The organism is Moorena sp. SIO3I8 (assembly GCF_010692325.1).
GTDB lineage: Bacteria > Cyanobacteriota > Cyanobacteriia > Cyanobacteriales > Coleofasciculaceae > Moorena.
The window spans coordinates 36,795-63,371 of the sequence record NZ_JAAHHW010000025.1 but is presented as its reverse complement, the minus strand read 5'-3'; the positions used below and the strand labels follow the sequence as shown (position 1 = coordinate 63,371).

General features: G+C 42.4%; 25 protein-coding genes. 9 read left to right on the top strand and 16 right to left on the bottom strand.

The window, feature by feature from the left end; all coding sequences use genetic code 11:
- Nucleotides 1-126: 126 nt before the first annotated feature.
- Nucleotides 127-1,113: a GntR family transcriptional regulator gene (locus F6K51_RS12660; protein WP_075896794.1), complete on the bottom strand. Its 987-nt coding sequence runs from the start codon at nt 1,111-1,113 to the stop codon at nt 127-129.
- A 667-nt stretch (nt 1,114-1,780) separates the two neighbouring features.
- On the opposite strand from F6K51_RS12660, the gene F6K51_RS12655 reads away from it, so the two are divergent.
- On the top strand, nt 1,781-2,524 hold the full coding sequence (locus F6K51_RS12655; RefSeq protein WP_293020796.1) for a dienelactone hydrolase family protein: 744 nt from the start codon (nt 1,781-1,783) through the stop codon (nt 2,522-2,524).
- A gap of 77 nt (nt 2,525-2,601) precedes the next feature.
- Nucleotides 2,602-3,507 (top strand): S1 RNA-binding domain-containing protein, encoded by a 906-nt coding sequence (locus F6K51_RS12650; RefSeq protein ID WP_293020795.1) that lies wholly within the window; start codon nt 2,602-2,604, stop codon nt 3,505-3,507.
- Nucleotide 3,508: 1 nt separating this feature from the next.
- Here F6K51_RS12650 and F6K51_RS12645 read toward each other — a convergent pair whose 3' ends face one another.
- Nucleotides 3,509-3,637 (bottom strand): hypothetical protein, encoded by a 129-nt coding sequence (locus F6K51_RS12645; RefSeq protein ID WP_293020794.1) that lies wholly within the window; start codon nt 3,635-3,637, stop codon nt 3,509-3,511.
- Nucleotides 3,638-3,654: 17 nt separating this feature from the next.
- Between F6K51_RS12645 and F6K51_RS12640 the strand changes: the two genes are divergently transcribed.
- Nucleotides 3,655-4,362, top strand: a complete 708-nt coding sequence (locus F6K51_RS12640; RefSeq protein WP_293020793.1) for an ROK family protein — start codon at nt 3,655-3,657, stop codon at nt 4,360-4,362.
- A 46-nt stretch (nt 4,363-4,408) separates the two neighbouring features.
- On the opposite strand, the gene F6K51_RS12635 is transcribed toward F6K51_RS12640, so the two are convergent.
- The 5 genes from F6K51_RS12635 to F6K51_RS12615 all read right to left on the bottom strand — a co-directional run bounded on the left by F6K51_RS12635 (nt 4,409) and on the right by F6K51_RS12615 (nt 8,327).
- Nucleotides 4,409-5,257, bottom strand: a complete 849-nt coding sequence (locus F6K51_RS12635; protein WP_293020792.1) for an alpha/beta fold hydrolase — start codon at nt 5,255-5,257, stop codon at nt 4,409-4,411.
- Nucleotides 5,258-5,276: 19 nt separating this feature from the next.
- On the bottom strand, nt 5,277-6,746 hold the full coding sequence (gene gatA / locus F6K51_RS12630) for an Asp-tRNA(Asn)/Glu-tRNA(Gln) amidotransferase subunit GatA (RefSeq protein ID WP_293020791.1): 1,470 nt from the start codon (nt 6,744-6,746) through the stop codon (nt 5,277-5,279).
- Between the two features lie 75 nt (nt 6,747-6,821).
- Nucleotides 6,822-6,971: a hypothetical protein gene (locus tag F6K51_RS12625; RefSeq protein ID WP_293020789.1), complete on the bottom strand. Its 150-nt coding sequence runs from the start codon at nt 6,969-6,971 to the stop codon at nt 6,822-6,824.
- A 372-nt stretch (nt 6,972-7,343) separates the two neighbouring features.
- Entirely contained in the window at nt 7,344-7,931 is a 588-nt protein-coding gene (locus F6K51_RS12620) for a class I SAM-dependent methyltransferase (protein WP_293020788.1), read from the bottom strand.
- A 237-nt stretch (nt 7,932-8,168) separates the two neighbouring features.
- Nucleotides 8,169-8,327 carry a hypothetical protein gene (locus tag F6K51_RS12615; protein WP_293020787.1) on the bottom strand — a complete coding sequence of 53 codons (159 nt, stop codon included), beginning with the start codon at nt 8,325-8,327 and terminating at the stop codon, nt 8,169-8,171.
- Nucleotides 8,328-8,479: 152 nt separating this feature from the next.
- On the opposite strand from F6K51_RS12615, the gene F6K51_RS12610 reads away from it, so the two are divergent.
- Both F6K51_RS12610 and F6K51_RS12605 read left to right on the top strand, forming a co-directional pair.
- Nucleotides 8,480-10,507, top strand: a complete 2,028-nt coding sequence (locus tag F6K51_RS12610; RefSeq protein ID WP_293020786.1) for a hypothetical protein — start codon at nt 8,480-8,482, stop codon at nt 10,505-10,507.
- Nucleotides 10,504-10,959 (top strand): hypothetical protein, encoded by a 456-nt coding sequence (locus F6K51_RS12605; protein ID WP_293020785.1) that lies wholly within the window; start codon nt 10,504-10,506, stop codon nt 10,957-10,959. Before F6K51_RS12610 ends, F6K51_RS12605 begins: the two co-directional genes overlap by 4 nt.
- A gap of 300 nt (nt 10,960-11,259) precedes the next feature.
- Here the strand turns inward: F6K51_RS12605 and F6K51_RS12600 are convergent, their stop codons facing one another.
- Both F6K51_RS12600 and F6K51_RS12595 read right to left on the bottom strand, forming a co-directional pair.
- Complete coding sequence (locus tag F6K51_RS12600) at nt 11,260-11,592, bottom strand: DUF433 domain-containing protein (protein WP_293020784.1); 333 nt, start codon at nt 11,590-11,592, stop codon at nt 11,260-11,262.
- A gap of 170 nt (nt 11,593-11,762) precedes the next feature.
- Entirely contained in the window at nt 11,763-12,398 is a 636-nt protein-coding gene (locus F6K51_RS12595; RefSeq protein ID WP_293020782.1) for a restriction endonuclease subunit R, read from the bottom strand.
- A 327-nt stretch (nt 12,399-12,725) separates the two neighbouring features.
- On the opposite strand from F6K51_RS12595, the gene F6K51_RS12590 reads away from it, so the two are divergent.
- Nucleotides 12,726-13,298, top strand: a complete 573-nt coding sequence (locus F6K51_RS12590; RefSeq protein ID WP_293020780.1) for a Uma2 family endonuclease — start codon at nt 12,726-12,728, stop codon at nt 13,296-13,298.
- Here the strand turns inward: F6K51_RS12590 and F6K51_RS12585 are convergent.
- Nucleotides 13,241-13,393: a hypothetical protein gene (locus tag F6K51_RS12585; RefSeq protein ID WP_293020779.1), complete on the bottom strand. Its 153-nt coding sequence runs from the start codon at nt 13,391-13,393 to the stop codon at nt 13,241-13,243. The genes F6K51_RS12590 and F6K51_RS12585 overlap by 58 nt on opposite strands.
- A gap of 134 nt (nt 13,394-13,527) precedes the next feature.
- Here F6K51_RS12585 and F6K51_RS12580 point away from each other — a divergent pair, with 134 nt between their 5' ends.
- Nucleotides 13,528-13,677, top strand: coding sequence for a hypothetical protein (locus F6K51_RS12580; RefSeq protein WP_293020778.1), 150 nt, complete (start codon nt 13,528-13,530; stop codon nt 13,675-13,677).
- Here F6K51_RS12580 and F6K51_RS12575 read toward each other — a convergent pair.
- The 5 genes from F6K51_RS12575 to F6K51_RS12560 all read right to left on the bottom strand — a co-directional run bounded on the left by F6K51_RS12575 (nt 13,652) and on the right by F6K51_RS12560 (nt 21,859).
- The gene (locus F6K51_RS12575; RefSeq protein ID WP_293020777.1) at nt 13,652-17,620 is read right to left on the bottom strand and encodes a DUF6519 domain-containing protein; all 3,969 of its coding nucleotides are present in this window, start codon (nt 17,618-17,620) and stop codon (nt 13,652-13,654) included. The genes F6K51_RS12580 and F6K51_RS12575 overlap by 26 nt on opposite strands.
- A 47-nt stretch (nt 17,621-17,667) precedes the next feature.
- Nucleotides 17,668-18,759: a transposase gene (locus F6K51_RS12570; RefSeq protein ID WP_293020776.1), complete on the bottom strand. Its 1,092-nt coding sequence runs from the start codon at nt 18,757-18,759 to the stop codon at nt 17,668-17,670.
- Nucleotides 18,743-19,006 carry a hypothetical protein gene (locus F6K51_RS12565; RefSeq protein WP_293020775.1) on the bottom strand — a complete coding sequence of 88 codons (264 nt, stop codon included), beginning with the start codon at nt 19,004-19,006 and terminating at the stop codon, nt 18,743-18,745. The genes F6K51_RS12570 and F6K51_RS12565 overlap by 17 nt, the downstream gene beginning before the upstream one ends.
- A gap of 57 nt (nt 19,007-19,063) precedes the next feature.
- On the bottom strand, nt 19,064-19,342 hold the full coding sequence (locus F6K51_RS38425; RefSeq protein WP_365939951.1) for a MerR family transcriptional regulator: 279 nt from the start codon (nt 19,340-19,342) through the stop codon (nt 19,064-19,066).
- Between the two features lie 354 nt (nt 19,343-19,696).
- Nucleotides 19,697-21,859, bottom strand: a complete 2,163-nt coding sequence (locus F6K51_RS12560; RefSeq protein WP_293020773.1) for a phage tail protein — start codon at nt 21,857-21,859, stop codon at nt 19,697-19,699.
- Between the two features lie 739 nt (nt 21,860-22,598).
- Between F6K51_RS12560 and F6K51_RS12555 the strand changes: the two genes are divergently transcribed.
- The gene (locus F6K51_RS12555) at nt 22,599-24,080 is read left to right on the top strand and encodes a putative Ig domain-containing protein (RefSeq protein ID WP_293020771.1); all 1,482 of its coding nucleotides are present in this window, start codon (nt 22,599-22,601) and stop codon (nt 24,078-24,080) included.
- A 178-nt stretch (nt 24,081-24,258) separates the two neighbouring features.
- On the opposite strand, the gene F6K51_RS12550 is transcribed toward F6K51_RS12555, so the two are convergent.
- Nucleotides 24,259-24,546: a DUF433 domain-containing protein gene (locus tag F6K51_RS12550; protein WP_293020770.1), complete on the bottom strand. Its 288-nt coding sequence runs from the start codon at nt 24,544-24,546 to the stop codon at nt 24,259-24,261.
- A gap of 911 nt (nt 24,547-25,457) precedes the next feature.
- On the opposite strand from F6K51_RS12550, the gene F6K51_RS12545 reads away from it, so the two are divergent.
- Entirely contained in the window at nt 25,458-26,423 is a 966-nt protein-coding gene (locus tag F6K51_RS12545; protein ID WP_293020769.1) for a hypothetical protein, read from the top strand.
- Nucleotides 26,424-26,577 lie beyond the last annotated feature (154 nt).

Below are 26,577 nucleotides of genomic sequence, written 5' to 3'. Positions count from 1 at the left end.
GGGAATTGAGCTGATGGAGTGAATTTTATAAAAAGGTTTACTGGACAAGATATTTTGATTTTGATATTGATTTTTAGCAGTTTAATCCATGATATTCCATAGTTTTAATTCCATCAAAGCGTTCAATTAACCCAAACCCAGTTCCCGTTTGAGCAGATTAATCGACTTGCTACCAATATAGTTTTCACAACGGATCAGCTTGGGTGGTCGAATAATATCTTCACGAGCGGCTAAGATGGCCTCTTTAACAGTTTGATAACTTGCTTGATCGCTAATAATTATCTGGGAACTACGAACCAGAGCTTTTAGTTTGTAGTTGTCCTTGATTTGAGCCGTCATCACTAACAACTCATCTCCCCGTAGACTATGGATAATAATTTCTACTATTTTTAAAATCCCAGAACTGATGCTAACCACTCCTAAACGGCTACCTTTGGAGAGATTCTTAATTAGCTTAATTTCTGGCTCATAGTCATAAATATCAACAGGGATGACACGGACAGATTTAGGGGCAACAATCCCTTCTGCTTTACCGATAAAATAGCGACTAGTAACTACTGTCGCCGAGTGAGTTTGATCCAAAGCTTCCGAGAGTTCTTCCATTGGCACCAACTGCACCGGGATTCCCAAGGATTGTTCTAACTCCTGCACCATCAATTCTCCAGCACCAATGTCTCGTGACTCTACTGTCACCAGTACCCTAGCGCTACACCGTAACCGCCAGTCAATCTCCGACAAAAATAGTTCCCTAGCTTGGTTAAGGGAGCAACCTTGTCCGAGAAGTTGATTGAGGCTATCTTGAACAACCTTGTAAGCTTCGGGGGAAAACTGGTTAAGAATGCCAACCTGACGTCGATTACCCCCTTCATGACCCTGTGCCTTAACATAAATGCCTGACCCAGCATGGGACTCTACTAGTCCTGTTTCTTCTAACTGCCGATATACCTTGCTGATGGTATTGCGGTGCAAACCCGTCTCCATCGCTAGCTGACGGGTACTGGGCAGTTTATGACCTGGGGAATATTGTCGGGATGCGATCGCAAACTGAATTTGGTCAAATAGCTGCTTCGAGGCAGGTATTTCACTATCTTGTTGAATATGATACTGAACCATTACAGAGTCTCCAAAATCCCCTGTTTATCACTATTATATGGTAAATTTTATATTTTAAACTTTTCGTTCAAATTTTGCTATCCACTTCAGCTATAATGTAAGCATTCAGCTATCAGCCGTGAGCTAAAAGCTCACGCGTGCGCGTTCAGCGGTCAGCTTAAAATAAGATTTGGGATAATTTAATAGTTCGAGATTTTATCGAATTCAAAGTCTCGGTAGTAATGATTCAGCCGTCACCTGATAGCACCTCAAGTAGCATCTCAAGTAGCGCATTAGCTGATACGCGACACGCTGATACCATCTCAAGTAGCACCATCTGTAGAGCCTAGGCTGATAGCTGATCCCTAATAGCTTATCGCTGATCCCTAATAGCTTATCGTTTAAAAATTAGCTAATTATAACTAAGTTAGCTCCCAAATAACTAAGTCAATAAAAATCAATAAAAATCAATAAAAATTAATAGATTTTTAATTTATACTCTGGACTATACTGAACTATCCAATTAAGTAAACTAGTTAATTAACTTATTATTTATTTATTAAATACAGGTATAATTTAGAGTTAAGCTACTGCTGTAGAATTGGCGCTGAATTCAGAAAGCCAAGAAAACCTTTAGCTTAGCATCTATAACTGCCAAGCAAGAGCTTCACATCCTTCCAAATCGATTATGACACATAGCGAAATTCGTACCATTACCGTCAAGGTGGTCAATGGTGATCTAGACATAGCAGCTTACCTGGCAATGCCGGTGGCAGAAAGACCTCTTCCTGGAATTGTGGTGCTGCAAGAAATTTTTGGGGTGAATGGCCATATCCGGGATATCACAGAACGATTTGCCAAAGAAGGCTATGTTGCGATCGCTCCCGCACTCTATCAACGCCAAGCCCCAGGCTTTGAGACAGGTTACACCACTGAAGACATTAAGATTGGCAAGGAATACAAGGCACAAACCAGAGCAGCTGAACTGCTGGGAGACATACTCGGGGCCATCGATTACCTGAGGAGTCAAACCCCTGTGCAAGATAACTCCATCGGCTCTATTGGCTTTTGTTTCGGCGGTCATGTTGCCTATCTGGCTGCTACCTTACCCGATATTAAAGCTACTGCTTCGTTCTATGGCGCTGGGATTACTACTATGACTCCTGGCGGTGGTGAACCAACGATTACTCGCACACCAGAGATTAACGGTACACTCTATGGTTTCTTTGGCATGGAAGATGCTAGCATTCCAGCAGAAGAGGTTGATCAGATTGAAGCTGCTCTTGAGAAAAATAAAATTAATTATCGTGTCTTTCGTTACGATGGAGCAGACCACGGATTTTTCTGTGACCAACGGGCTAGCTACAATGAAAAAGCAGCTACTGATGCTTGGCAAAACGTTTTGCAGCTCTTTAGGGAAAAACTTGACTAAACTGTCACCGGCTCCCAACTTTTTAAGCAGCTGATCCCATATCAGAAATCATCACTGATTTTAAACCGTTAATCATCATGAATTCAAAATCAACCTCTTCGACCACCAGCAATTCATCCTTTTCTATGGATGATTTTGCTCAAGCCCTAGAAGAATACGACTATGAGTTTAAACAGGGACAGGTGGTTCGTGGCAGAGTACATAACTACGAAACCGATGGTGCTTATGTAGACATCGGTGGTAAGTCCCTGGCTTATCTACCAATTAGTGAAGTTTCCTTAGAATTGGATCTCGATTGGTCGGAAGTACTGCCCTTGAATGAGGAAATGGATTTCCTGATTATTCGGGAGCAGAATGCCGATGGTCAAGTTACCCTTTCCCGGCGTCAGCTGGAGATTAAGCAGGTTTGGGATGATTTAATGGAACTCCAAGAGAATGGAAAATCATTAGATGTCCGGGTTTCTGGAGTGAATAAAGGTGGTGTCACCGTGGATGTGCGCGGATTGCGGGGATTTATTCCGCGATCGCACTTGAGTCAGCACGACCATCTAGATTCCTTGATTGGTCAGAAACTAACAGTCACTTTCCTAGAAGCTGACCGCGATCGCAATAAGCTAGTGCTTTCTCAGCGGGAAGCTGTGCGTGCTGCTACTTTCTCTGAGCTAGAAGTGGGACAATTAGTGGAAGGTAAAGTAGCTGCGATCAAGCCCTTTGGTGTGTTTGTGGACTTTAATCAAACCAATGGCTTGCTACACATTAAGCAAGTAAGCCAAAATTTCGTTGAAGACCTCTCCAAGGTGTTTGAAATCGGTCAAGTGATCCAGGTAATGATTATTAACTTGGATGAAGGCAAAGGTCGTATTTCTATGTCTACCAGGGTTTTAGAAAATTACCCAGGAGAAATGCTCGAAAAGATGGCAGAGGTAATGGCTAGTGCTCCAGCTCGTGCTGAACGTGCTAGGCAAAAACTATTACAAGCATAAGTTAGGTCTTTTTAATCGATAATGTTTGTTGTTGGCTGTTGACCGTTGACCGTTGACTGTTGACTGTTGACTGTTGACCATTGACTGTTGACTGTTGACCGTTGACCGTTGACCGTTGACAGTGAACCATGAACCGTAAAATACCTGATGAATCAAAACAATAGCTCAATCCATACCCTTACTGTAGATATTGGTGGCAGTGGCGTTAAGGTGATGGTATTAGATGAAGTGGGTAATCCCATCACCGAACGTAGTCGCTTAGAAACACCCCAACCTCCTAAGCCGGATGCTATTATTGATGCGATCGCATCCCATGCTCTCGGACAAGGGAATTTTGAACGGGTATCGGTGGGATTTCCTGGAGTGGTGCGCAATGGGATAACCTATACGGCGGTAAACCTCGATCCTGATTGGCAGGGATTTGATCTCGCTACTACCCTATCTCAACGCTTAGGCAAACCGGTGCGGGTAGCTAATGATGCCGATGTGCAAGGATTAGGAGCAATTACTGGCCAGGGAGTGGAATTGACGATTACCCTAGGCACAGGGTTTGGTTCTGCTTTATTTGTAGATGGCAAGCTGGTGCCAAATCTGGAAATGGGACACCATCCTTTTCGTAAAGGGGAAACCTACGAAGAACAGTTGGGGCGAGCGGCCTTAGAGAAAGATGGTAAGAAGAAATGGAATAACCGTCTCAAAAAAGCGATCGCATCCCTGGAGCGTTTGTTTAATTATAATTCCCTTTACATTGGTGGTGGTGAAGCCAAAAAAATTAACTTTGAGCTACCCCCCAATGTAAAAGTAGTGCCCAATGTTGCTGGGTTATTGGGGGGTATTGCTTTGTGGCGGGATTAGAAAAAACCCTTAAATACTATCGCCTATCGCGCTAAATACTATAACGCTAAGCTATAGCTTTTCCTGCATAAACCTGTGTTACAAATTCCCCAATTTTCTGCTGATATTCGGAAGTAGCAACAGTTGTCAAATCATTGTGACCTGCATCAGGAACTAGCCAAAGCTGTTTAGGAACTGTAGCAGCATCGAACAAGACTTGACTCATACTAGCAGGAACTGTGGCATCACTAGTGCCATGGATTAAGAATATAGGTGTTTGGAGTGACTTGATTTTACTAATTGAGTCAAACCGCTGGGTAAGCAGAAGATCGATCGGCAAGAAACCATATTTTCTCTCATAATCTGCCATATCCCGCATGGAAGTAAATGAGCCTTCCGAAATCAAGCCTGCCATTTCTGGGTTACGCACCGCTAGATCAATCGCGATTGCTCCCCCCATGGAATGACCATAGACAAAAATATCTTGGGGATTGATGCCTCGTTGTTGGACTAGATAATCCCAAGCTACTTGAGCATCTTGATAAACTTGGGATTCCCTAGGAAATTTCCCCTCGCTGCGACCATAGCCTCGGTAGTCAATCAGCAGCAGGGATAAACCGACCTGATGTAACCGTTGGGCTATTTCAAGATATCCCCCAATATTAGAGGCATTACCGTGCAGATATAGCATCACCTTACTTTTTGGTGAGTCAGAGGGAATCCACCAGCTGTGAATTTTGTCAACTTTACCCTGATTGGATATTGGTAACCAAACCTCTTCGTAAGGCAAACCAAAGTCAGCTGGTGTATTTTCAATCACTGAGGCAGGACAAAACATTAGCCTATGTTGCAACAGCAACACGGAGGTACAAACTAAGGCGTAAGCGATCGCTATAAATCCTGCAACAATCAACATAATCAATTATCTTGATACTTCATCCTTCATCCTTCAAAACCGGTTGACTTAGATGCCATTCGGTTGCTTTTTCATAAGCATAACCTACTTGGAATAGCTGGTCTTCCCGCAATACATTACTAATCAACTGCATCCCAATGGGTAATCCCTGTTCATCAAAGCCACAGGGTATACTCATCCCTGGTAACCCAGCCAGATTAACTGGAATAGTCATCAGGTCAGTCAGATACATACTTAAAGGGTCTTCTGTCTTTTCCCCAGCTTTAAACGCTGTGGAGGGAGCTGTGGGACAAACTAGCACATCGACCTTGTCAAAGGCTGCCTCAAAATCCTGTTTAATCAGAGTACGAACTTTCTGGGCTTTGAGATAATAGGCATCATAGTAACCAGCGGATAGGGCATAGGTTCCTAGCATAATCCGGCGCTTGACTTCTGCACCGAACCCTTCAGCACGGGTTTTGGTGTACATAGAAAGGAGATTGTCAGCATCTGATGCCCGTAAGCCATATTTAACGCCATCGTAGCGAGCTAGATTTGCTGATGCTTCTGACGGAGCAATGATGTAGTAGCAAGGCAAACCATACCGGAATCGGGCACAGGAAATTTCCTGAATCTCAGCACCTAAGTCTTTGAGCTGATCAATGGCTTTAGTGACTGCTTTCTCTACTACTGGGTCTAAGCCTTCACCAAAGGTTTCTGTGATAATGCCAATCTTAACTTTACCATTAGATTTTAGGTCTGGTTTGAGGAATTGAGTATAGTCGGGAATGTCTACTTTGAGGCTGGTAGCGTCATTGGGGTCATATCCTGCGATCGCATTCAGTAAAATAGCGGCATCTTCTACAGTGCGAGCAAATGGTCCAATTTGATCTAAGGACGACGCGAATGCCACTAAACCATAGCGCGATACTAAACCATAGGTCGGTTTCATGCCAACTACTCCACAGTAAGAAGCCGGTTGACGAATAGAACCACCGGTATCAGAACCGAGAGCAATGGGACATTCCCCAGAAGCTACGGCTGCCGCTGAGCCCCCGGAGGAGCCCCCGGGAACATGGGATAAATTCCAAGGGTTTTTAGTAAGTTGAAAAGCCGAGTTTTCCGTAGAACTCCCCATGGCAAATTCATCCAAGTTGGTTTTACCTACCATTACTGCCCCAGCATCTTTCAGTTTTTGGGTCACTGTTGACTCGTAGGGTGGGACAAACTTGGCCAGAATCCGGGAGCCGCAGGTGGTCGGAATCCCTTGGGTACACATATTGTCTTTGATGCCAATGGGTATACCGGCTAAGGTCGGGAGCTCTTCACCAGCTGCGATTTTAGCATCTACTTGACTGGCCTGTTCTAGGGCATAGTCTGAGGTGATGTGGAGGAAGCTTTGGACTTGAGGCTCTAGGGCTTGAATCTTATCTAGGGCTTCTTGGGTAATTTCTACAGCTGAGCGTTCTTTGTTGATTAGCTGTTGATGCAACTCGCGGACCGTGTCCATGCTTACTACCTTTACTGACTTAACCATTTCAACTCTAGTATTCTGACAAAAAATTCGGTGCTTAGGGGTTTGGGCTCAGGCTTTAGGAAAGGGAGTCGGGAGTCGGGAGTCGGGAGTCGGGAGTCGGGAGTCGGGAGTTGTGTAGGGTGCGTTAGGGGAGCCTTCATGTTTCGCTTCGTAGCCAGAGTTAGGTTGCTGCCCCGTAACGCACCACTGCTGGGTCAAACAACTTTTAGAAGATGCACCCGATTTTGATTAAAGGGAATTTTACGCGATGTTCCTTCGGAACCGCTTCGCGAACGCATCATCTCCCCCACAACCGGTAGAGTTTTTGTTCCCGGTCTAAGTGACGCTATCTGGAATGATAGAAACAATCTTGTTTCCCGATTCTAAATTCTTAATTCTAAATTCTTAATTCTTAATTCTTAATTCTTAATTATAAATTATAATTTATAATTGGTGGTGCGTTACGGTGCGGGCTGTCCCATGGCGCTCGGGATTGAACATGAGGACAAGCCCGCCCCTAACGCACCCTACATTCGCGCATTTTAAATTCTTAATTCTTAATTCTTAATTCTTAATTCTTAATTCTTAATTCTATTTATTTGCTTCAATGTAAATCATCCGAGTTCGGATTGTAATTCCTTGGCTGGGAGAAGTCCAACCTACAATAAAATAATCTTCCATGGCATTGTCGAGGGCAAGTTTCGAGTGGTCATAAACTGGAATAGGCACCTTTTGAATATATTCCTCTGTTGTTTCATCAAGGCTAAAAATAATCGTTTGGCGAGCAATCCGATTCATCTGCTTAATAGCTGTTGCCGCGTCTTCCACAAACAGTAACGAACTTAAACAAAAAACAAAATCGTAGGACTGGCTATCAATTTCAGCTAGGGCTGTTTCAATGGGCTTGTGGATGGTTTTATACCCTCTTTTTGCCGCATAATCCAGCATTTTACTGGAAATATCAATCCCTGTATAGTCAAACTCTCCCTGCAACAAGTCACTTAGGATCCCTGTCCCACAAGCAATATCTAAAACACTGCCTTGATGGTGATTATGTCCATGGAATATTTTAACCGCTTCATTGACATACTGTACATTAGAACTGGGTGCCTTTAACACCTCGTCATATTTGGCAGCAAATTTATCATAATAGTCTTCAGCACCATTTTTTTTTGACATAGTTTTGATTTATAAATTTAGATATAGTATAAGTCTTAATTATCTTAGAGCAAATCCGGATAATTCCCCATACTTCTAATATCCATATAAAATCTGGCTACCCCTGCTCCCTTGCTCCCCTACTCCCCCTGATATCCTCACCTAGACGTATTGTTTTTTGACCGGATTTTAGATGACACTTATTAGTGGTATTATTGGAAATTGAGCAAAAGTTAAACCCAAACACAGCAATACGGTTCAAAATCCGCAAAACATCATATAAATAATTGCCATGATTCCAGAAATCAAAAGCTTTTGCTCAAGCCTATCGTAGGTTTTATATTTTAAATAAATAACTTTATAAATATCAAGCTGGCACCCTATTTTAGGATAGTTTTTTATTTTTTTTACTATCATTCAAAATTTCTGGTTTAAAAGATTGAGTTACAGTTTGTGAAACTAGGTAATGAAGGAGTAGTATACCTTTTGTGTAAATTTTTGTTGCAGAATTAAACATTTCTGGGAACTTGAGCTAAAATCAATATAGGCTTTAAGTCCTTAAAAATTATATGAATAATCGTCAGAGGTTTGTCTTTAGATTCTTGGTGTTGCTTGTCTCAGGAGCTCTTGTTGCTTGGCTAGTGTTCGATAATAATCACTGGAGCGGTCGTAAGTCTGCAATAGAGAAAGCACTTAGTCAGGGTACTATAGGTCAGCTTAGTTCCAGAGAGGAAAAGCATCTTCAAGAGTTGCTTGACGAACTAGCAAGTGTCTCCACAACTGACTCAAAATGTAACATACAAGTCATTTTGAACAAGCCTTTCAGTGAAGATGGTCTGAATGTTTTCACTACGACTCCAGATTTAAAAAAACTAACCAAATGCAAATATGCTGATGCGATTTATGATGCAGGACTTGATGCCGTTTTTTTAGATAAGTCTCTTCTCCGCAGTTCAAGGATTAGTTGTACATTTGGAAGTTGCAAAATAGATTACTTTAATTTGAGCGATCCGACAGCCGAAATCTATCTACGCTACATAATTTTGCATGAATTTGGTCATAAATGTCTTCATCGAAATTTAAATTTTTTAAGTATTTTTTTCGCTTCTTCTGATGCTGCAAAAAAAATAGAAAGAGAAGCAGATTATTTTGCTCAAGAGGCGATTCAGCGACTTGGAGAAAAAGGAAAATTGCCTTCTCCGGCTGGGAGGGCAAGGTGGATTCATTTACCACCATCTACGCCAATATCTCCATCAGACAAAGTACAGGTAGCTCTGGCAGATATGGCTAACGAAATTACAGATGCATTACTTTTTTCAGATGCACCATACTCATCGATTTCTGATAATAAAACTCACGATAGCTTTGTAACTCGTTCTTTAGAAGTTCTAGAGAGAACCAATTCGATAATAACTAGTGATGATGTTTCAGGCTATGTTAACTTTGCTATTCAGCAAATTGAACGTATTCGAGATGTAACACCTCTGTTAAAAGCTGAAATCCATCTTGAAGAGAAAGATAAAAAGAAAGAGATCACTCAGAGAGTTAGCTTTGAAAAAGACCAGCTTATTATTTTCGGTAATGAAGGAGGAATTTTTTCGATTCCCTATTCAGATATTCGCAATGCTTGTCGTTATAAGCCATGCGCAGCAAAAACAGCAAAAAAAATTAACTCTCTTTCATCAGATTTACTAACAGATTTACTAAATCCATTTACACAGGTTGTTGCGACAAAAGCTTTTGGAACTTTGATCTCTATTCCTGGAAAAGGCTTTTTTTCTATTCACCAGAATAAGTGGATAGAAGTCTCTGACAGTATAAGTTTTCCCTTTAATTGGGAATATATTATTACCCCTTCACAACCAAGCGATGTTTTCCTAATCGTCTCAAAAAAAGATAGTGATCGTATTTTTAACTATGTTCAACTAGGTGAGCCAACTGTTTCAAAGAGCCAGACAGATCTATGTCGAGAAATTTCATTAGAGGGAGGAGCATATAAATGTTCAATGGAACCCGAGTTTGCTGGAGATGAAATTTATTTCTTAGTCAAGGATCTAAGCAATAAAAATAGGCTTGGTGTAGTTTTTGAAAATGCCAAAAACTTAGAATTTACGACATATAAATCCTTAAAAGCACCACCAGGTTTTTCCGCTTTTAGTACCAATATGAGGTTCGTTATTACTCATGATTATAATAAATGGTCTTACTATGCAGTAACTCATAATTTCGATCCTTACTTATTACATAAAGAAAAGTATCAAATAACTCTTTGGAAATTATCTGAAGTCGATGATCAAGCAAAAATAATTGACCAACATCAACTTACACTAGAAGCTATTCCTAGAGGAAATCAACCTAGAGACTGGTTGAATGTGCGACATCCCTCTCTCTTGACCTGTCAAAATATTTCATCAAGTTCAGTGATATGCACAGCCTGGAATGATTCGATCTATGGTTTTAACTCTGTCACTGAAAAACTTTATCCAGTTTTTCACCCTTCAGGTGTGAATAACCAATCAGGGGGTGGTTTAGTAGCTTATTGGACTAATAATGGCCACAAGGTAATTGTTATGGATGGGAGTAGAAATGATTTATGAAAAAGCTAATTTATTTATTTATTCGTTTCTTATTATTTGGCTTTGGTCTTATAGGTTTCTTGTGGCTACTTAGTCCAAAGTTTTTAGTTCTGGGTGCACACCAAGATCCTGAACCGAATTCTTTACTGATGCTTATAGGAGGCTACATTACGACAACAGTGGGTGTCGTGCTGGGTTCAGGTTATAGAGAGCTACAGCGCCGCATCAGAAAAGGGGAAGCAACAATCTCTCCCCGCAAGTTTCTTAAATACTTGGCTCAATCAACAGACCTTTGGTTAGGTCTTTTTGGTTCGCCTCTTGCGTTTGCTTTATTATGGAATTCGATCGAAGCAATTAGTCCTGGAGGTCTGGTAGTGACTGCCCTTGAAAACGGTTTCTGCTGTACTATTCTTGTAAATTCAGTAGTAGAGCCAGGTCCACCTACCACACCATCACCGCCAGCTGAGCAGTGAAAGTTGCACCGTTTTGGTCGGTAAGGTTAATTGGAAGCAATGGGATTTTGTTATCGAGACTTAGACAAAAAATCATGAAAAAAAAGCATCAAAGCTAAGTAGGGCAAAGGATATACACCACAGGTTAATCCCATCTAATTTAAGTAAGTTGTAAGTAAGTTTGCTCTACCGAACCTAGTATGCAGAACACCGCTGGCTAATTAATCACGTCGTAGGCATCATCTACCAAACAACCGGTAGAGTTTTTACTCTAGGTATAGTTCACCAGTACACCATTATTATTACTAACGCTTAGCTAATCTACTGATAGATTTCCATGTAGAGTTGGGCAAAAGCTAAATCTATCGAAGATAAATAAGGATAGTCTTCAAGAATAAACTCTGGAGATTCTCCCCGGTTAAGCCGACCAGCAATACGACGAACTGACAAGCGAGATTGAGGAAAAATCAACTCCCCTCCCATCAGCTTAGGATCTCTAACCAAACTATCGACCCATATGGCAAATTTTTCAATTACAGCTAGCAAGCAGAGATTATATATTTCCTTGGGCTGGATTTCCAATAGCCAGCGCCAAAGTTGCCAATGATCAGCAAGTCCACTTTTAGGTTTAGTTTTGTCTAGGGTATTTGTCATGGTTTAGGCTTTATATTCCATCAAAACTAAACGAATGATTACCTCTTTTATTCAAAAGCACCTCAAGTAGCGTGGCACAGGCTTCTAGGGTGGCACAGGCTTCTAGCCTGTGAACTAACGCATAAGCTGATAGCTGAGAGCTGAGAGCTGATAGCTTACTTGTGTCTCCTCTAAGAATTAGCCGTAACAGCAGCAATACGCTTCAAAATACTCAAAACATCATATAAATAATTGCCAGGATTCCAGATATCAAAGGCTTTTGATAAAGCATAGCGTAGAGTTTCGCCTTTAACTAACTTGATAAAGATAAAGCTAGCACCATTAGTAACAAGACCAAATGTTGGTTGCTCTGTTTGGGGACTCTTGACCATGTAAACTAGTGCTTGAGGAATTGCTGGTTGTAAGGAAACAGCAGAACGCTTCGACTCAATAACGGCTATCCAAATTGGTTTGCTAGTCACCAAAATATCAATACGTCCTTTGATAATTGTGTCTTCATCTTTATCTTCAATGGGTAAAGACACTTCATACTCTGCTTTAACTTTAAAAGGCGGTTGGTAAAATCCTGCCAAATCCAATAAGGGAGAAACAACAACCATTTTAACTAGGTCTTCTAGTACCAAATCTTTAGACAAGTACTTGTAATTAGCTTTTGCTCTATCAATAATTTGCATTTCTAGTTCACTTAGTTGGGGCAGGTTTTCCACGCACTCTGGAAAAAACTCTGGCTCCATTACTTCTTGGAGCTTAAATTTATCTTCTACGTCACTAAGGCTGAGTTTTGATGGAGAAATAATAGTAGCCATGATATATGGATTTTACGGAATCATTTTTCCATGATATCTCAAATAAAAACTGTGGCATTATCGGGTGCATCAAGACAGCGACTCGTGCGGTTTTAACCGCTGTGATACCTACCACCTTGGGAATCGACTAGTTCGACGTATTGCATTCGCCTTTCGCCTAAGCAATTATATGACTTTGCGGCAGTTATGGGTAACTTCAGATCAGGGAACTTCGGATCAGTGGAGAATAATTGACGGAAACAGTATCATAAAACCAAGAAGGAAAGTACCTGACCCGATTGAGAATTGCTATAGTATGGTCAAATCTGTTTCTCGAACTAGCTGCCAATGGTAAAGATAGCTTCCTTACCTTTGACTCTCGAAGAGTTTCTGGAACTACCAGAAACTAAACCCCCTAGGGAATATATCAACGGTGACATTACCCAGAAACCAATGCCTAAAACTCGCCACTCCAGACTTCAGAGCAAGTTGACGAGTACAATTAATTCTGTTGTTGAGGAACGGCAAATAGCCTACGCTTTCCCAGATATACGATGTACTTTTGGCGGACGGTCAATTGTTTCAGATCTAGCAGTTCTTCGCTGGAACCAGATTGAATTTGATGATGAATGGGAGCCTGTCGATGATGTGTTTATTGCTCCAGACTGGACTATTGAAATTATATCTCCAGGCCAGAGTTCAAACCGAGTAACAGGTAACATTTTACATTGTCTAAGACATGGTTCTCAACTAGGATGGCTAATTGATCCTTACGACCGCTCGGTCTTGGTTTTTCTACCTAACCAACAACCGGAATTGTGTCAGAGAAGTGACTCTCTAGTGGTGTTAGATGGTATCGAGCTTCAGTTGACAGCAGAGCAAATTTTTGGCTGGTTGAAAATGGGAAGTTTAGCAACATAAGGGAGTAGGGAGTAGGGAGTAGGGAGTAGGGAGTTTTGATTAAGCTGAATTAAGCGCGATCGCATTATCATTGAAACAACCGGTAGAGTTTTCATTCCCGGTCTAGTTCACAACTACACTATTAGAATTAGTAACGCCATCTGGCCAGATGGGACAGATGTTGATTAAGCTGAATTAAGTGCGATGTTCCGTTCGCGCAGCGTCTGGCACTGCCAGTAAGGAACCGCTTGTGGCCTTCGGCCTCCGCTGCGCGAACGCGATTGGCCGTAGGCCACGCTACGCGAACGCATTATCTACCCAACCTTCCCTACTCCCTACTCCCTACTCCCTACTCCCTACTCCCTTATTACCAACTATTGACCAATCAGGAATCCCATAAAAGAACTATAAGACACACTAAAGGTACTTTTATCTACACCTTCTAATCTGACATCAACACTGTCTTTAGGATCTAATTTCATCATTGCTGTTATCGATTGTGCTGTGGAATTTTTAATCAGCCCAGGTTCGATTACAATAATCGTTGTGTTATTGTCATCAGTCTTACCATTCTTATAAATGCCCATAATCACACCATCGCTGTTACCATTCCCTCCTGAAAATTGTAATGTGGCAGCAAAAAAGTAATAGCCTGATGTGGGGGCTATAAACGCATTGCTTTTATCATCAAAAACCTTGTAAGGGTCATTCCTTTCAACAAATTCTATGACATGGGTTCCTGAGCTTTTAATATTTTGACCATCAAATTTTCTGTCTGCAGAAAATTGATATCGTGTTGCTGTGCCCCCCTCTGCAACAACACCCTGACTAATTTTGGTATCAACATAGGTTTTTACCGCCTTTTCGGTCGGTACGGCTGAATCACTGTTACCCTTAAGCTCTTGATCATTGGAAAAATCATTGACTGCTACACCATTTTTAAGCTTCAGATTACCATTGACATCTAGATTTGCCCCTGGATTGGTCTTGTTAATACCAAGTCTGCCATTATTGGTATTGAAGTGCATCTTGATATTGTTAGAATCCCCTGTATCACGGATGTAGAGATTATCGTCAACACTTATATAAACCTGTCCACCGTAACGATAGAAGGCACCATCTTTATTTATATGCTCAGTGCGATTAAATCCACCCACATCAAACACTTGGCTCTGGGTAATCCCAGCAATGGTTAGGTTACCGGCAAAGGAAGAGTTACCTGTGCCGAGCACACTCAGGCCACCATTGGCTGTTGTGGTTAATGCCATTCTCTCATTGATGCCATTTAGGTCTCGCCAGGAGTGCTTGAGATCAGCAGCATAGAACAAGGTTTGATAGTTGATACCTAGACCATATCCGCCCCATAATTGCAACTTCAGGTTGTTGTTGAGATCTGTATTTGTAAAGACAATTTGTTGGCTACCGTGAATTTGAAGCTTGCTGGTCTCCCCTAAGGTAACATTACCATCAACACTCAGGTTTTCGGCGACGTGTAAGGCATCAGCTACCTGTAGGGCACCGGATGAATGTTGCGATCGCACTGTGCCATGAATCGCGATATTGTCAGTATCCTGATTCCCAAGAAAGACAAACCCTGATAGGATACTATCCCCTTGCACACTTAGTCTGGCATCAGCATTAGCATTGGTCCCAATCCCAACATTGCCATTAACTGTCAGGTCTTGGTTGACGTTGAGAGTCTTGGCTTGAAAGTCTTGCTCCGATGAACCAGCTAGATTAGCTTTTCTCTGGTCAACTTGGTTTATTTGGTTGTCAATATAGCTCTTTACTGCCCTTTCGGTGGGTACGGCTAAATCATTGTTACCACCAAGACTGCCATCATTGGAAAACTCATTAACTGCTACACCCAGTTGCAGCTTCAGATTACCATTGACATCTAGATTTGCCCCTGGATTGGTCTTGTTAATACCAAGGCTGCCATTATTGGTATTGAAGTGCATCCTAATATTGTCAGAATTATCATTAGGATTATTAAAATCACGGATATAGAGATTATCGTCAACGGTTATATAAACCTGTCCATTGTAACGATAGAAGACACCATCTTTATTTATATGCTGACTCCGACTAAATTCACCCACATCAAGGCCAGGAGTCTCGGTAATCCCAGCAATGCGTAGGTTACCGCCAAAAAAAGAGTTACCTGTACCGAGCACACTCAGCCCACCATCGGCTGCTGTGGTTAATACCATTCTCTCATTGGTGCCATTTTTGTCTCGCCAGGAGTGGAAGCCATTAGCAGCGTAGAACAACGTTTTACCGTTGATACCTAGACCATATCCGCTCCATAATTGCAACTTCAGGTTGTTGCTGGTGTTGGTGTCGGTAAAGACAATTTGTTGGCTACCGTTGAGGTTAAGCTTGCTGTTATCTAGAATGACTTGCCCAGTGCCTTTGGGATGAATCACAATATCTTGGCTACCATTACTCCCAATCGCTTCAATACGGTTAAAGCCAATCCCAATGCCTTGGGTCAGATTTTGGGCATAGAAGGCTCCAATATCAGCAGTTATCTCATTGTGGTTAGCTCTAACTCTGAGTTCACCCTGTTCAACATGAAGTTTCTTCTCTGGAGTGTCTATAGCGATACCAACATTCCCAGCAACACTCAGGTCTTCTGCTACCTTGAGGGCATCAGCGATTTCGAGTTTTCCGGATGAATGTTGCGATCGCAATGTGCCATGAAAGGTAATCTTATCTTCATCCTGGTCCCCCAGTAACACATCCCCCGGTTGATGATCAACGTCCCGAGCAATGACATCCCCTCGAAATGTTACATTTCCCTCTACCTCTAGATTCCCGGAGACCGTCACTGCTCCATTTAAATGGGTATCTCCCCCATCAACCTTAAGCTTGTAATTCCCTGGTTGTGTTGTGCCAATCCCAACCTTACCATCAACGGTCAGGTTTTCCGAGACGTTTAAGGCATCCGCTATCCGCAGTGACCCAGATGAATGTTGCGATCGCACTGTGCCATAAATAGTCACTGTATCTTGATCGCTGTTCCCTAGGGTGACGTTATCACTGACCGTTAGAGCACTCTCAATGGTCAAGGGTCCGGTCATGGTACCCCCAGATTGACTCACTACTCCAGTCAAGGGAGAGAAAATAGCGCGACGGTCTTCTACTAATTCCCACTTGCTGCCATCACAGAGCAGTAGGGCTAAGGGAGAGTAGTGATGACTAATGCCATGGGGATTGGCTTTGTCTATACTCCATTCAACGGTCTGTGAGGTTCGGGTAGGAATCAACCAATAATCCCCAGTGCTGTAGTGTCCCGATTCAAACTTAACTTCTAGGTCATTGTTTAACTGGATATATCCCTCATTCCCCTCAGGCTGTGTCACTGTGATCGCTTGTTCCGAATCCCAAAGCCGCACTGTGGGAATTGTCCCCAAAGACTCTCGTGTCACCGGTTGATTGTTGGGCCACTCGGTCACATACAGGTTATCCCCTTGGACATTGTTGAGCTTGACAAATATCCCCGGGATGCCCTGTAGGGTATTCCGCTCATCAGTGATTTCCACCCACTGACCAGTAGCAAACTCAGCTTGGGAATCACCGCCAATATTAATCCGGTTACTATCAATGCTTTCGATCCGAGCTGCGATCGCACCATTATGCCGTGACCACTTAAAGGTGGCTTGCCCTAATTCTCCGGATTGATGAATTTCTAAACGGTACAACTGATTTGCCTGACTTCCCCCTGCCCCTTGGGGAGTACGGGCTAAGAGCTGCCCTTTGTTATTAGCAACGTTAACCCAGTTATTCCATAGTTCAGATAATGTGTTATTATCTAATTCCTTATTAATATCCGCTTCCACCTTAAGCAGCTTAGCCTGCCAAACGGTCTTAGTCCTGGTGCTGGTATCTGGTCCACCGAGAGCTTCTTCTCGAATACTGGGGTCTTCAATGATTGTGATGTGCCGTTGCCAGACATCCAGATAAGCCAAGTAGTAACCTGAGGTTTTGTCCAGTTCTACCTCAGGCAAATCCGGTTGTTTGGTATATTCCACCTGCTGATCATTTTCACAAAAGATGCCATCCACATAGCAGTGTCCCTTGTTAATGGTCAACGTGCTACCATTGTCACTCACCTTAAGTTGAAAGCTGCTACTGGTATTACTCAGAACACCATTTTGAGTATCAGTGGGAAAACCATTTAGCCCAATGGTATCTTGAGCAATTGTCCAATCGCGATAGGCACTGATATCTAGCTGTTCATTCCAATCCGCATCCAGCAATACCCTACCTTGCTGCATCCGGACGCTACTGTAGTGTTTGTTGCGATTAAATGTGAAGCGAGTAAAATCCCCTTTCATCAAACCCTCCGATACTTTTTAGCTACCAAAATCTACAAAAGCAAATTTTAGCCCACTAATGCAAGCTGATTTCTCAGCCAGGGGGTATCTCCCAAGGCTCGCAGAAAGATTCCACGAGCGCCGTTGATATCTCGATCCATAGATCGACCATCAACTTTAGATTTAATTATTTTGCTTCCACCGATGTTGACCAGTTCACCAGTCCAACTGACTGTTTTACTGGTATAGGCTTCGCAGACATCGACTACTGTCTTTCCGGTCTCTTTGGCTTTATGCTTTAAGAACTCTTTAAAGCGATAATGGGCAAAAGTAAGCATGTTGCGGACAGTCTTAGATCTAATTTTTCTATTTCCTTTTTTTGACATTTGAGATGTTTCAAATGTAGGAAGTAATATCACATCAAAGTTGTCCACAAGGAACCTAGCTGCTTTGTGATGAAGTTCATCTATCAGGTTTTGAATTCTGATAATCATCCGCCGAGTAGCTTTCCTCATTCTGCGCTTCTGTCCACGCTTAGCTTTACTAATTTTGGACAATAGGTTGTCCAGGTGTTGGCACAGCCTCTGAATTTTAGAGAAATCTCCGTGTCCAATCTTTCCGACAGAAGTCTCGCTAAAGAAAGTAAGAAAGGTTCTGACTCCAGGGTCTAAAGCAACTACTCGCCCTTGGTTATCGAGTTTCTCTTTCGTTGCTTCATGGGGAACTACCAAGTAATAATTTCCATTGTGGCTGGTCAGTCTGCCATCTCCAATATTGTTGGGGAGACGCTCGGCATAGGATATTTCCCCTAGTTTGGTGTGGTAGACGCCTTTTTCAGATACTGCGGACTTTGGAATGTAGCAAGACTGTCTTGGATTTTTACGAGATCTAAATTTGACCCGATTAATCTGAAAAGTCTTCTTGTACTTTCTCTTAGCCTCCCGAACGGCGGCGCAAGCATCCTTTATCGCTATTGATTTAATTTGATAAGGTACTGACTTGCACCACTCGGGTAGGTCGTTTAATATTTCAGTTTTAATCGCTTTCCAGTTGGCTTTAATCTCACCAGACTGAAGGAGCTTTACTGTTTTGTTGAACACATAGCGGGACACCCCAAACCATTTGCGAACAAGAGAACGCTGTTCAGGGTTTAGGAACACTCTGATCTTCTTGGATTTTCTTACCGTATTTCCTGAGTCCGTGGACTCGACAGGAGAAGACGTGAATGATGGAGAGAAGATCTGCGGTAAGTTCGGATTCCGGACAACTTTCAGGTTGGTCGAGAACCAGGATTTTTCCACCGTTGAGACCGACCAAGTACTCAATGAGTTCAAACCCGAATCGGGTGAGCCTGTCTCTACAGGTAACAATAATCGTGAGCTTATCTCCGCGCACAATTCGTTCCAATATGGCTCTAAGACCTTTCCTTTTGTAGTTGAGTCCTGATCCGATGTCTTTAATGATTTATGCTTGTGGGAAGAGCGAGTGGAGGTAGGCAACTTGCCTGGAAAGGTCGTCTTTTTGCTTGTGGGTGCTAACTCTGCAATACCCAATGCTGAATTCACGAACTCGATCCACGTTTCCTTTGAAACTACCAAATCTGAGCAGACTCTCTGTGTCAAAGAGTCTGGTTCCACCGGGAGTTTTCTCGCACCTGATCGTGCCATTATCCGCGTACTTCCTTAGAGTGTTCCCAGATAATCCCGTAAGTTCGACCGCCTTACGGAGAGGGACTAGTACCATGATTAAAATCTAATACACTTTTGTAAAAAGTGCAAGATTTTTGTAGATAATCATTAACATCTGCTAGCCTTATTATCAGATAGATATCACATACCTATAGACAATTGCCTAAAACTGAAACCAGGCCATGAATTCAAATCGTTTAACCAGCAACCTGCTACTTATAACCAGCAACCTGCCACTTATAACCTGCCATTTGCCACCTGCAACCTTCCAACTTTAACCTTTCACTTTATAACCTGCAACCTTATAACCTTCAACCTTAAAACTTTCAACCTTCAACCTTAAAACTTTCAACCTTCAACCTTAAAACTTTCAACCTTCAACCTTACAACTTTCAACCTTATAACCTTCTCAAGTCACATAAAATACCCCTACCTGAAGACCAAAGCGCAAGTATTCATTCAGGGCTGCTTTTAAGTTAGCTTGGCGTTGGGGCTGCACTAAGGGATTGAATGCTCCCATCTCAGAGCCATTTTCAGCACCGGTGCGGATTCCCTCAGGAGTGTCAAAGGTCAATTGGCCATAGCCCGGTTGACCATAGTTAAGAGTTGTGAAGACAGGTTGCTGGTTAGTTAGTAATGTGGTAGTTTCTGCTGCTGTCAACTCGTCGATACTGTTGCGTCCCAGCCGCTGCGCCTCCTGTTCCAGGAATAGGTCAGGTTGACACTGATAGCGATTCGGTGTTTGGGAACCGGACGGAACATAAGAGAAGCGTATCCCACCAACCTGTCGTTGTTCAACGGTGACAGTATCTGTGAAGATAGTTTCTGAAGCCAAGATTATTTCCTGGACAGCGACTTGACCGAAAACAGTGGTTCTTGCCATAGTGGTTGGGGGTCCGTAACTGTTGTTAGCAACAGATGCGATCGCAAATTTCCCAGCGCCATCAATAATACTATCTTCGACAGTTAAGTTAGCACTCTGTGCTGGTAGGCGTAATGGTCCGACAATGCTGTGTCTAATCATTAGCTGTAAATCAGCTGTCTGTCCTTCTTCGACAACTATGCTGGCTTGACCTTCTTCTGCCATCACGGTGCAGTGGGTTAGGTTCAGTCTCAGATTCCCTTGAATTGCGATCGCACCTTTGATCAGCAAGCCATTGAGATCTAAGGTTGACCCCGCTGCTGCCCCCACTACAGTTAACTTTCCATCCACGGGATGGATACTAGGGCAAGCGCCATCAGCGGCTTCAATCACTAATCCCTTAAGATTGCTCAGTTGCAGGGGAGTGTAATAGGTACTGTTATCCATAATTCGGATAATTCCGAGCTTGCCACGGTTTACCCATTCCTTGAGTGCTCCCTGCAAGCTAGTAAACCATTGCTCAGATTTGGGAGTATGGGTTTTTGAAACAAACCATACCGTGTTAGAGGTCTGGGTTAAGCTTTGGCGTCGGCTGTAGGGTCCACCACCAAGGTCAGCACTAAATCCGTAATTGTAGCTGACTTGTAGTTGATCTGGCTCCGGGTCTTCCCCTTCTGCAAAGGTCAAGCGTCCCAAATCCACATCCACAGCTACGGTTTTCCCCTCTGAAGGGCGACTCCAGTTGCGCAAATCCCTCCCTTCTACCTTATCGATTGGGATCAGTTGACCATTTTTAATAATCGTGACACTGCTGAGATCACCGTAGTAGTCTTGTAACTCTTCCTGAAAAGCTTGGGATGCGATCGCTTGGGGTACATTAATTGCTGCCGCCACCTCGCTAAACTCGGTTCTAGTTTCAGGACGGTTAAACAAGGGCATGTCATAACCCAAAGGATGGAAGGTATAGCGACCTTTGTTCGGTAAGGGAGTGACTTGAAAGGTATACTTGCGCTGGGTTGAGGCCGATTGCACCGCAACAATGGTATTTTGGAAGCGTTCTGGATCCTGACCGAGGGCAAAGGAATAGGCAACATTCCGTTGTTCGGTAATGGCATAAGCATTACTATTCCTGACCGGGTAGCTTTCCAGACGCCACAAAAACACTCCTACACTGGGGATGTTATATCTACCGCGATTGGATTCAAAGGGACGGATATCGATAGTGTGGGCAGCAGTGTTGAAAGGACTGTCTAAGCGCTCTAGGGCATCGGTTCGACGCAGGTCAAAGGTACCCCCTTTCCCTGGGCGGATGTGAGACAGATGCTGGGTTGTGGCGATATAGTCAAAATATTCTACTACCCTGGCTTTCCAGCCAGTTACATCCTGAACCACCATTTCCAAAGTGGCAGTAGTCCCTTTACGGCGACGGTAACGAATTGTATTAGCAATCCGGGTACGTTGGCTGAAGATAATCTGCTTTTCATCATTTAAATCCTCGATGCCCAGTAACTCAGCAATATAGGGCATCACCCAGGAATCACAGGTTTCAATAAACCAGTTGTCATACAAGCCTTCAATATCAGCTTCTATAATCTGGAGTTCCTTTTCCATTACTGCCAACAGCGCCCGTAGGGGTTCCCCTTGGGCAAAATCTCGCTGCCGGTAGATAGCAGGTAATAGATTATAAAGCCGCTCGGTTGATTGGTTCATCTTAGGAATACCGTTGTTCACCAGGGAGATTATAGAGAAACAGGACTTACGTATGCCCCCTAAATCCCCCAATTCTGGGGGACTTTGACAGGATTAAATCCGCAAATTCTGGGGGACTTTGACATCATTCCCCCCCAAACTTGGGGGGTTAGGGGGGCAAAACCAACTAAACTTCGTAAGTCCCCCCCAAACTTGGGGGGTTAGGGGGGCAAAACCAACTAAACTTCGTAAGTCCCCCCCAAACTTGGGGGGTTAGGGGGGCAAAACCAACTAAACTTGGTTCATCTATAGAGAACTCAAAAGTCAAAAATAACAGGATTTGATCAGATGCGCATCTTATGGTAATAAACAATATAGATTCTTAATAAGGGGAGCAGTAAAGGTAATTGATAATTCCTGAAACCCTTATCTATCAAGATATACGAGCTTGTAAATCAAAAATAATATCTAAAAAGCCTAAACTCCTATAAAATTATAATTTGGGCAAAATTCAATATCTGCATAGCCTTGCACCATACTTTAGCTACGGTTTCCCCAAAGGAGACCATTGAGCTGTTTGCAGTTACATACAGCAAAAAACAACAGGGCTACTTACACGTAGTACCCGATTAATCTGTAAACCATTAGTTGGAGGTGCAGCGGAAAGGGGCTGAGTGCGGTATTGCGTCCACACTTTGAAAGCTCCTTGCTAACTCTAACCCTCAGGGTTTAAGTGGTGTATTCTGCTGCGAAATTTTCGATGAAAAAAATCCGTATTGTTCTGTGGGCGGCACTATTGTCTGGTGCTATGCTCATGATTCCACAGCCAGCTCAGGCGATTGAAAGCATAATCGAGCCGGTCAGTCACTTTGATACTGGCACAGAGGGTTGGAGCGTTGTTGACGTTAATGATCAAGAAGTTGACCCCGAACAGTCTAGAATCTGTGGATTCATCACTGGTGGCTACATTCGTAATGATGATCAAGTCGGTGATGGACCCTACGATTACGTTGCTCCCGAGAAGTTTGTTGGTGACAAATCCAGTTTTTTCAATGGAAACCTCAGGTTTGCTGTTGAGGTTAATTTGGAAAATAGCGATCAGATTACCGAGGATATCAATAGTTTAAATAATAGTTTAATAAATGGTTTAATAAATGGTTTAACAATAAGTGGTGGTGGTTTGGAACTACAGAACCATGTATCGACGCCCACTATAGACCAATGGACTCCCTACACAATCCCCCTTAATGCAGAGGGTGGATGGATAAAAACTGACAGCAATGAAGCAGCGACGAATTTAGAGATAATGCAAGTGCTGACAGATTTGGATTATTTAAAGATTAATGGCGATTGGTTTACAAATACCAACAAAGACCGTTCCAGTCTCGATGAAGTTCGCTGGGAAAAGTGTGGATCTCTCTACGTCTATGAACCCCCGAATAATTCTGCCCCTGTGGTGACTAATCCCATTGGCGCTCAAACCATTAACGAGAATGAGTCTTTTACCCTGACAATTGGGGAAGCAACATTTAGCGATACCGATGGAGATAGTCTGAGCTTGAGTGCAACCATACCGAGCTGGTTGAATTTTGATGGCACTACTTTTAGTGGTACTCCCACTAGCGATGACATTGGCACAACCACAATTACTGTAACAGCGTCTGACGAGCTATGCAAAACCGTCAGCAATGCCTTTGAAATTCAGGTTAACCATGTTCCCGTGCCTACTGAAATTGCCAATTCAGTGGAGGATTTTTCTGATACTCAAGGAGAGCATAATTGGTTCTACGGCTACTACGATGGTTCCCTGACCAGTGCTGATTTCCATGAAATGGAGCAATACACTAAGGGATCCTGGAAAGTGAAGCAAGGAAAATACTGGACTGAGCTATCTAACACTATTGCTCATCCCAACGGTCCGAAAACCACCGGTAGACGGAAAAGGGTTGAGCAGTGGGGAGTTCGTCGCTGGGTTAGTGACATTGAAGGGGAAGTTACCTTCAAGGGTCACCTCGCCAAGAAAGACAGTCGTACTGCCAGCGATGGTGTGATTGCCTATATCTTTGTTGATGGTACTAAAATCTGGTCTGACGCAATCCATGGCAATGATGGTGTTGGGGTTTATTTCACTGTATCGAGCAAAGTGCAAAAAGGCTCGGTAGTTGACTTTGCCCTGGCACCTGGCAATAGCGACTTTTTTGATAAGAGCACATTCACGATTAGCATCATTGGTTTGTTGTAGAGCCTAAGCGGTCAGCGGTCAGCGGTCAGCGGTCAGCGGTCAGCGGTTATGGGAGTCACGAAATTAAGTACTGACTCCCTTGGCACCAGCTAATTCTATTGTTCGTTTATAGCTTGATTCAGCAACGCCGCGTTCGCGAAGCGGTTCCAAAGGAACATCGCGTTTTTTTAGTTCACGATCAACCTAAGATAGACTTTACAGATGGATGCACTAATTCATCAGGGACTTGGTTTTGCTCAATATACTCATTAATCTCCCCCTGATTGTCAAGATAGAAACTTAAGGCATCAAATACTTGCGCCAGAGTCAAATGAGTTAAATGGTTTAGAATTTCTTCTGGCATAATACCCAAGCGCCATAAACCAACAATAGCACGGACAGATGTCCGAGTGCCGATGATGATTGGTTCTCCGTTCAAAATTTCCGGATTACGAGTAACGTAGCGCGAGATTGTTTTAGCAGTCATCAGGCTCTTTGCTTTGGGAAACCAGTGGTATCTCTAATTTACCAATAAGATTTCAGGTAAGCATTCAGCGGTCAGCGGTCAGCTGACGTTAGCACAAGCTAATTCTATTGTTGGTTAATAGCTTGATTCAGCAACAGCGCGTTCGCGAAGCGGTTCCAAAGGAACATCGCGTAGTGGTTCCAAAGGAACATCGCGTTTTCTTACTTTACTGCTTGGTTATCTGGTTTTACGATTTGGGCTTGGTGGTGATGATGTTTACGCTACAGCCAACGTCTCACCTCTCCCTATTACTATTGATAGTTTTATCAAATTTATTTTGATTTGGCAATGAGTATTTGTACTGTTTTTTGATAAATGAGTTGTAAAACTAGATTGTGATTTTTGATAAACTAAAAAACTCTGTATTCCTTACTGCTCTTAGCTATGCGGAGTTTTAGGTTTCCTAAACCTTGGGATTATTTGTTCACATCTCAAATATAAATACTAGATTAATCTTAATTTACTTCATGTAGCTTCGGTAGTGCTTCAGACCACTTCATTGACTGCTCATGCCCTACTTTATACTTCCTACTTACTAGGACAAAAATCCCTTAAATCCTTTACTCATAAGCTGTTCGGAATTATCTATTATCAAAGTATTTATGATAAAAACTCATAAATGTAAAGCTTTGATGAATTTAACTTAGACTAACTAAAATTGTTAGAATTGTGTGTAATACTGGTTTTGTAAAGTAAATCAGATATCAATAACGAATTGATTGGTATTATCTCTACCAATCTCAAGCCCTAATTTTATTGACATCTACCATTACTGAAGAACTGAGCAACTCCATTATTGATTTCTGATAATACCAAAAAATAAATAGTTTAAGGTAGCTATAAATAATCTCAAGTTAAGGTCAATAAAGCAAATGATCAAAAATAGCTTAACCGAAGAACAATTCCAAGGATTAGTAGAACGGCTTTCCAAACGTAAAAATGAGCTGGAAGGCAGAATCACCATTGAAACGGTTAAGGATAGTTTAAGGGAATTAGGACTATCCGATCTACTTCGTGAAAATGATATTGATGAGGTTTGTAAACAAATGAATAGAGAATTGAGAATGCGACAATGGACAAACTATTTCAAGTTTGCCTTAATCCTAATGATTTTGACAGCACCATTAGCTGCCTTTGGAGGATATAAACTTCGAGAAGTTATTGTGACTAAGTTTCCGACATTAGTAGGACTCACTAATGATGAGTCTTTACAATCAAGGGAGCTGAAACTACAAGTCAAAGACCTCCAAGATAAAGTCAAGGATTTGGAAACAGACAAGGATAAACTAAACGAAAGAATCCAAGACCTCAAGACTGAAAATAAAACGCTTAAAAATCTTGGTAAGCCTGACACAATATCGCAAGCTACGAGAACTTCAGTAATTACTGAACCTACACCGACTACAGTTCCATCCCAATCAGTTGAGCTGGAAGGTATTATCTATGAATTTAAAAGTTGCCAAAAATCCTACAATGTGAATTCAAGTACTCAATCTATGAGTTGTAATATATTAATCACAAGTACCAAAGAAAATGTTAAATTAGAGTTGTATTCTAATAGCCGTTATGGATATGGAAGAAGTAGAATTTTGGATAAAGGGAAAGAATATGTAGCTACAAAAGTTGAATTGGGTACATATAGTAATAACCGTTATGGTTCTGTAAAAAATAGCTTAATTAAGGATATACCAATAGAAGCAATTATTACTTTTAAGGGAGTTTCACTAGATGTCAAGCAGATAGATGTCCTCCAATTTAGAAATCATTTGAAGAGTTCTTATTACACTGGTTATCTCAATCCTGAGTTACGGAATGTGTCGGTTACTCCAGAAGAATAGAAACTATTTAATTTACAACTAGGTTATGAAAAATAAGCCAGATTTTAATAACCTCAAAAACTATGCGGGCTCTGCCAACACTGGCTACCGATAACATCAGGGCAAGCCCGCCCCTAACGCACCCTACGAACTTGGGTGCTGCGTTACTAACGCA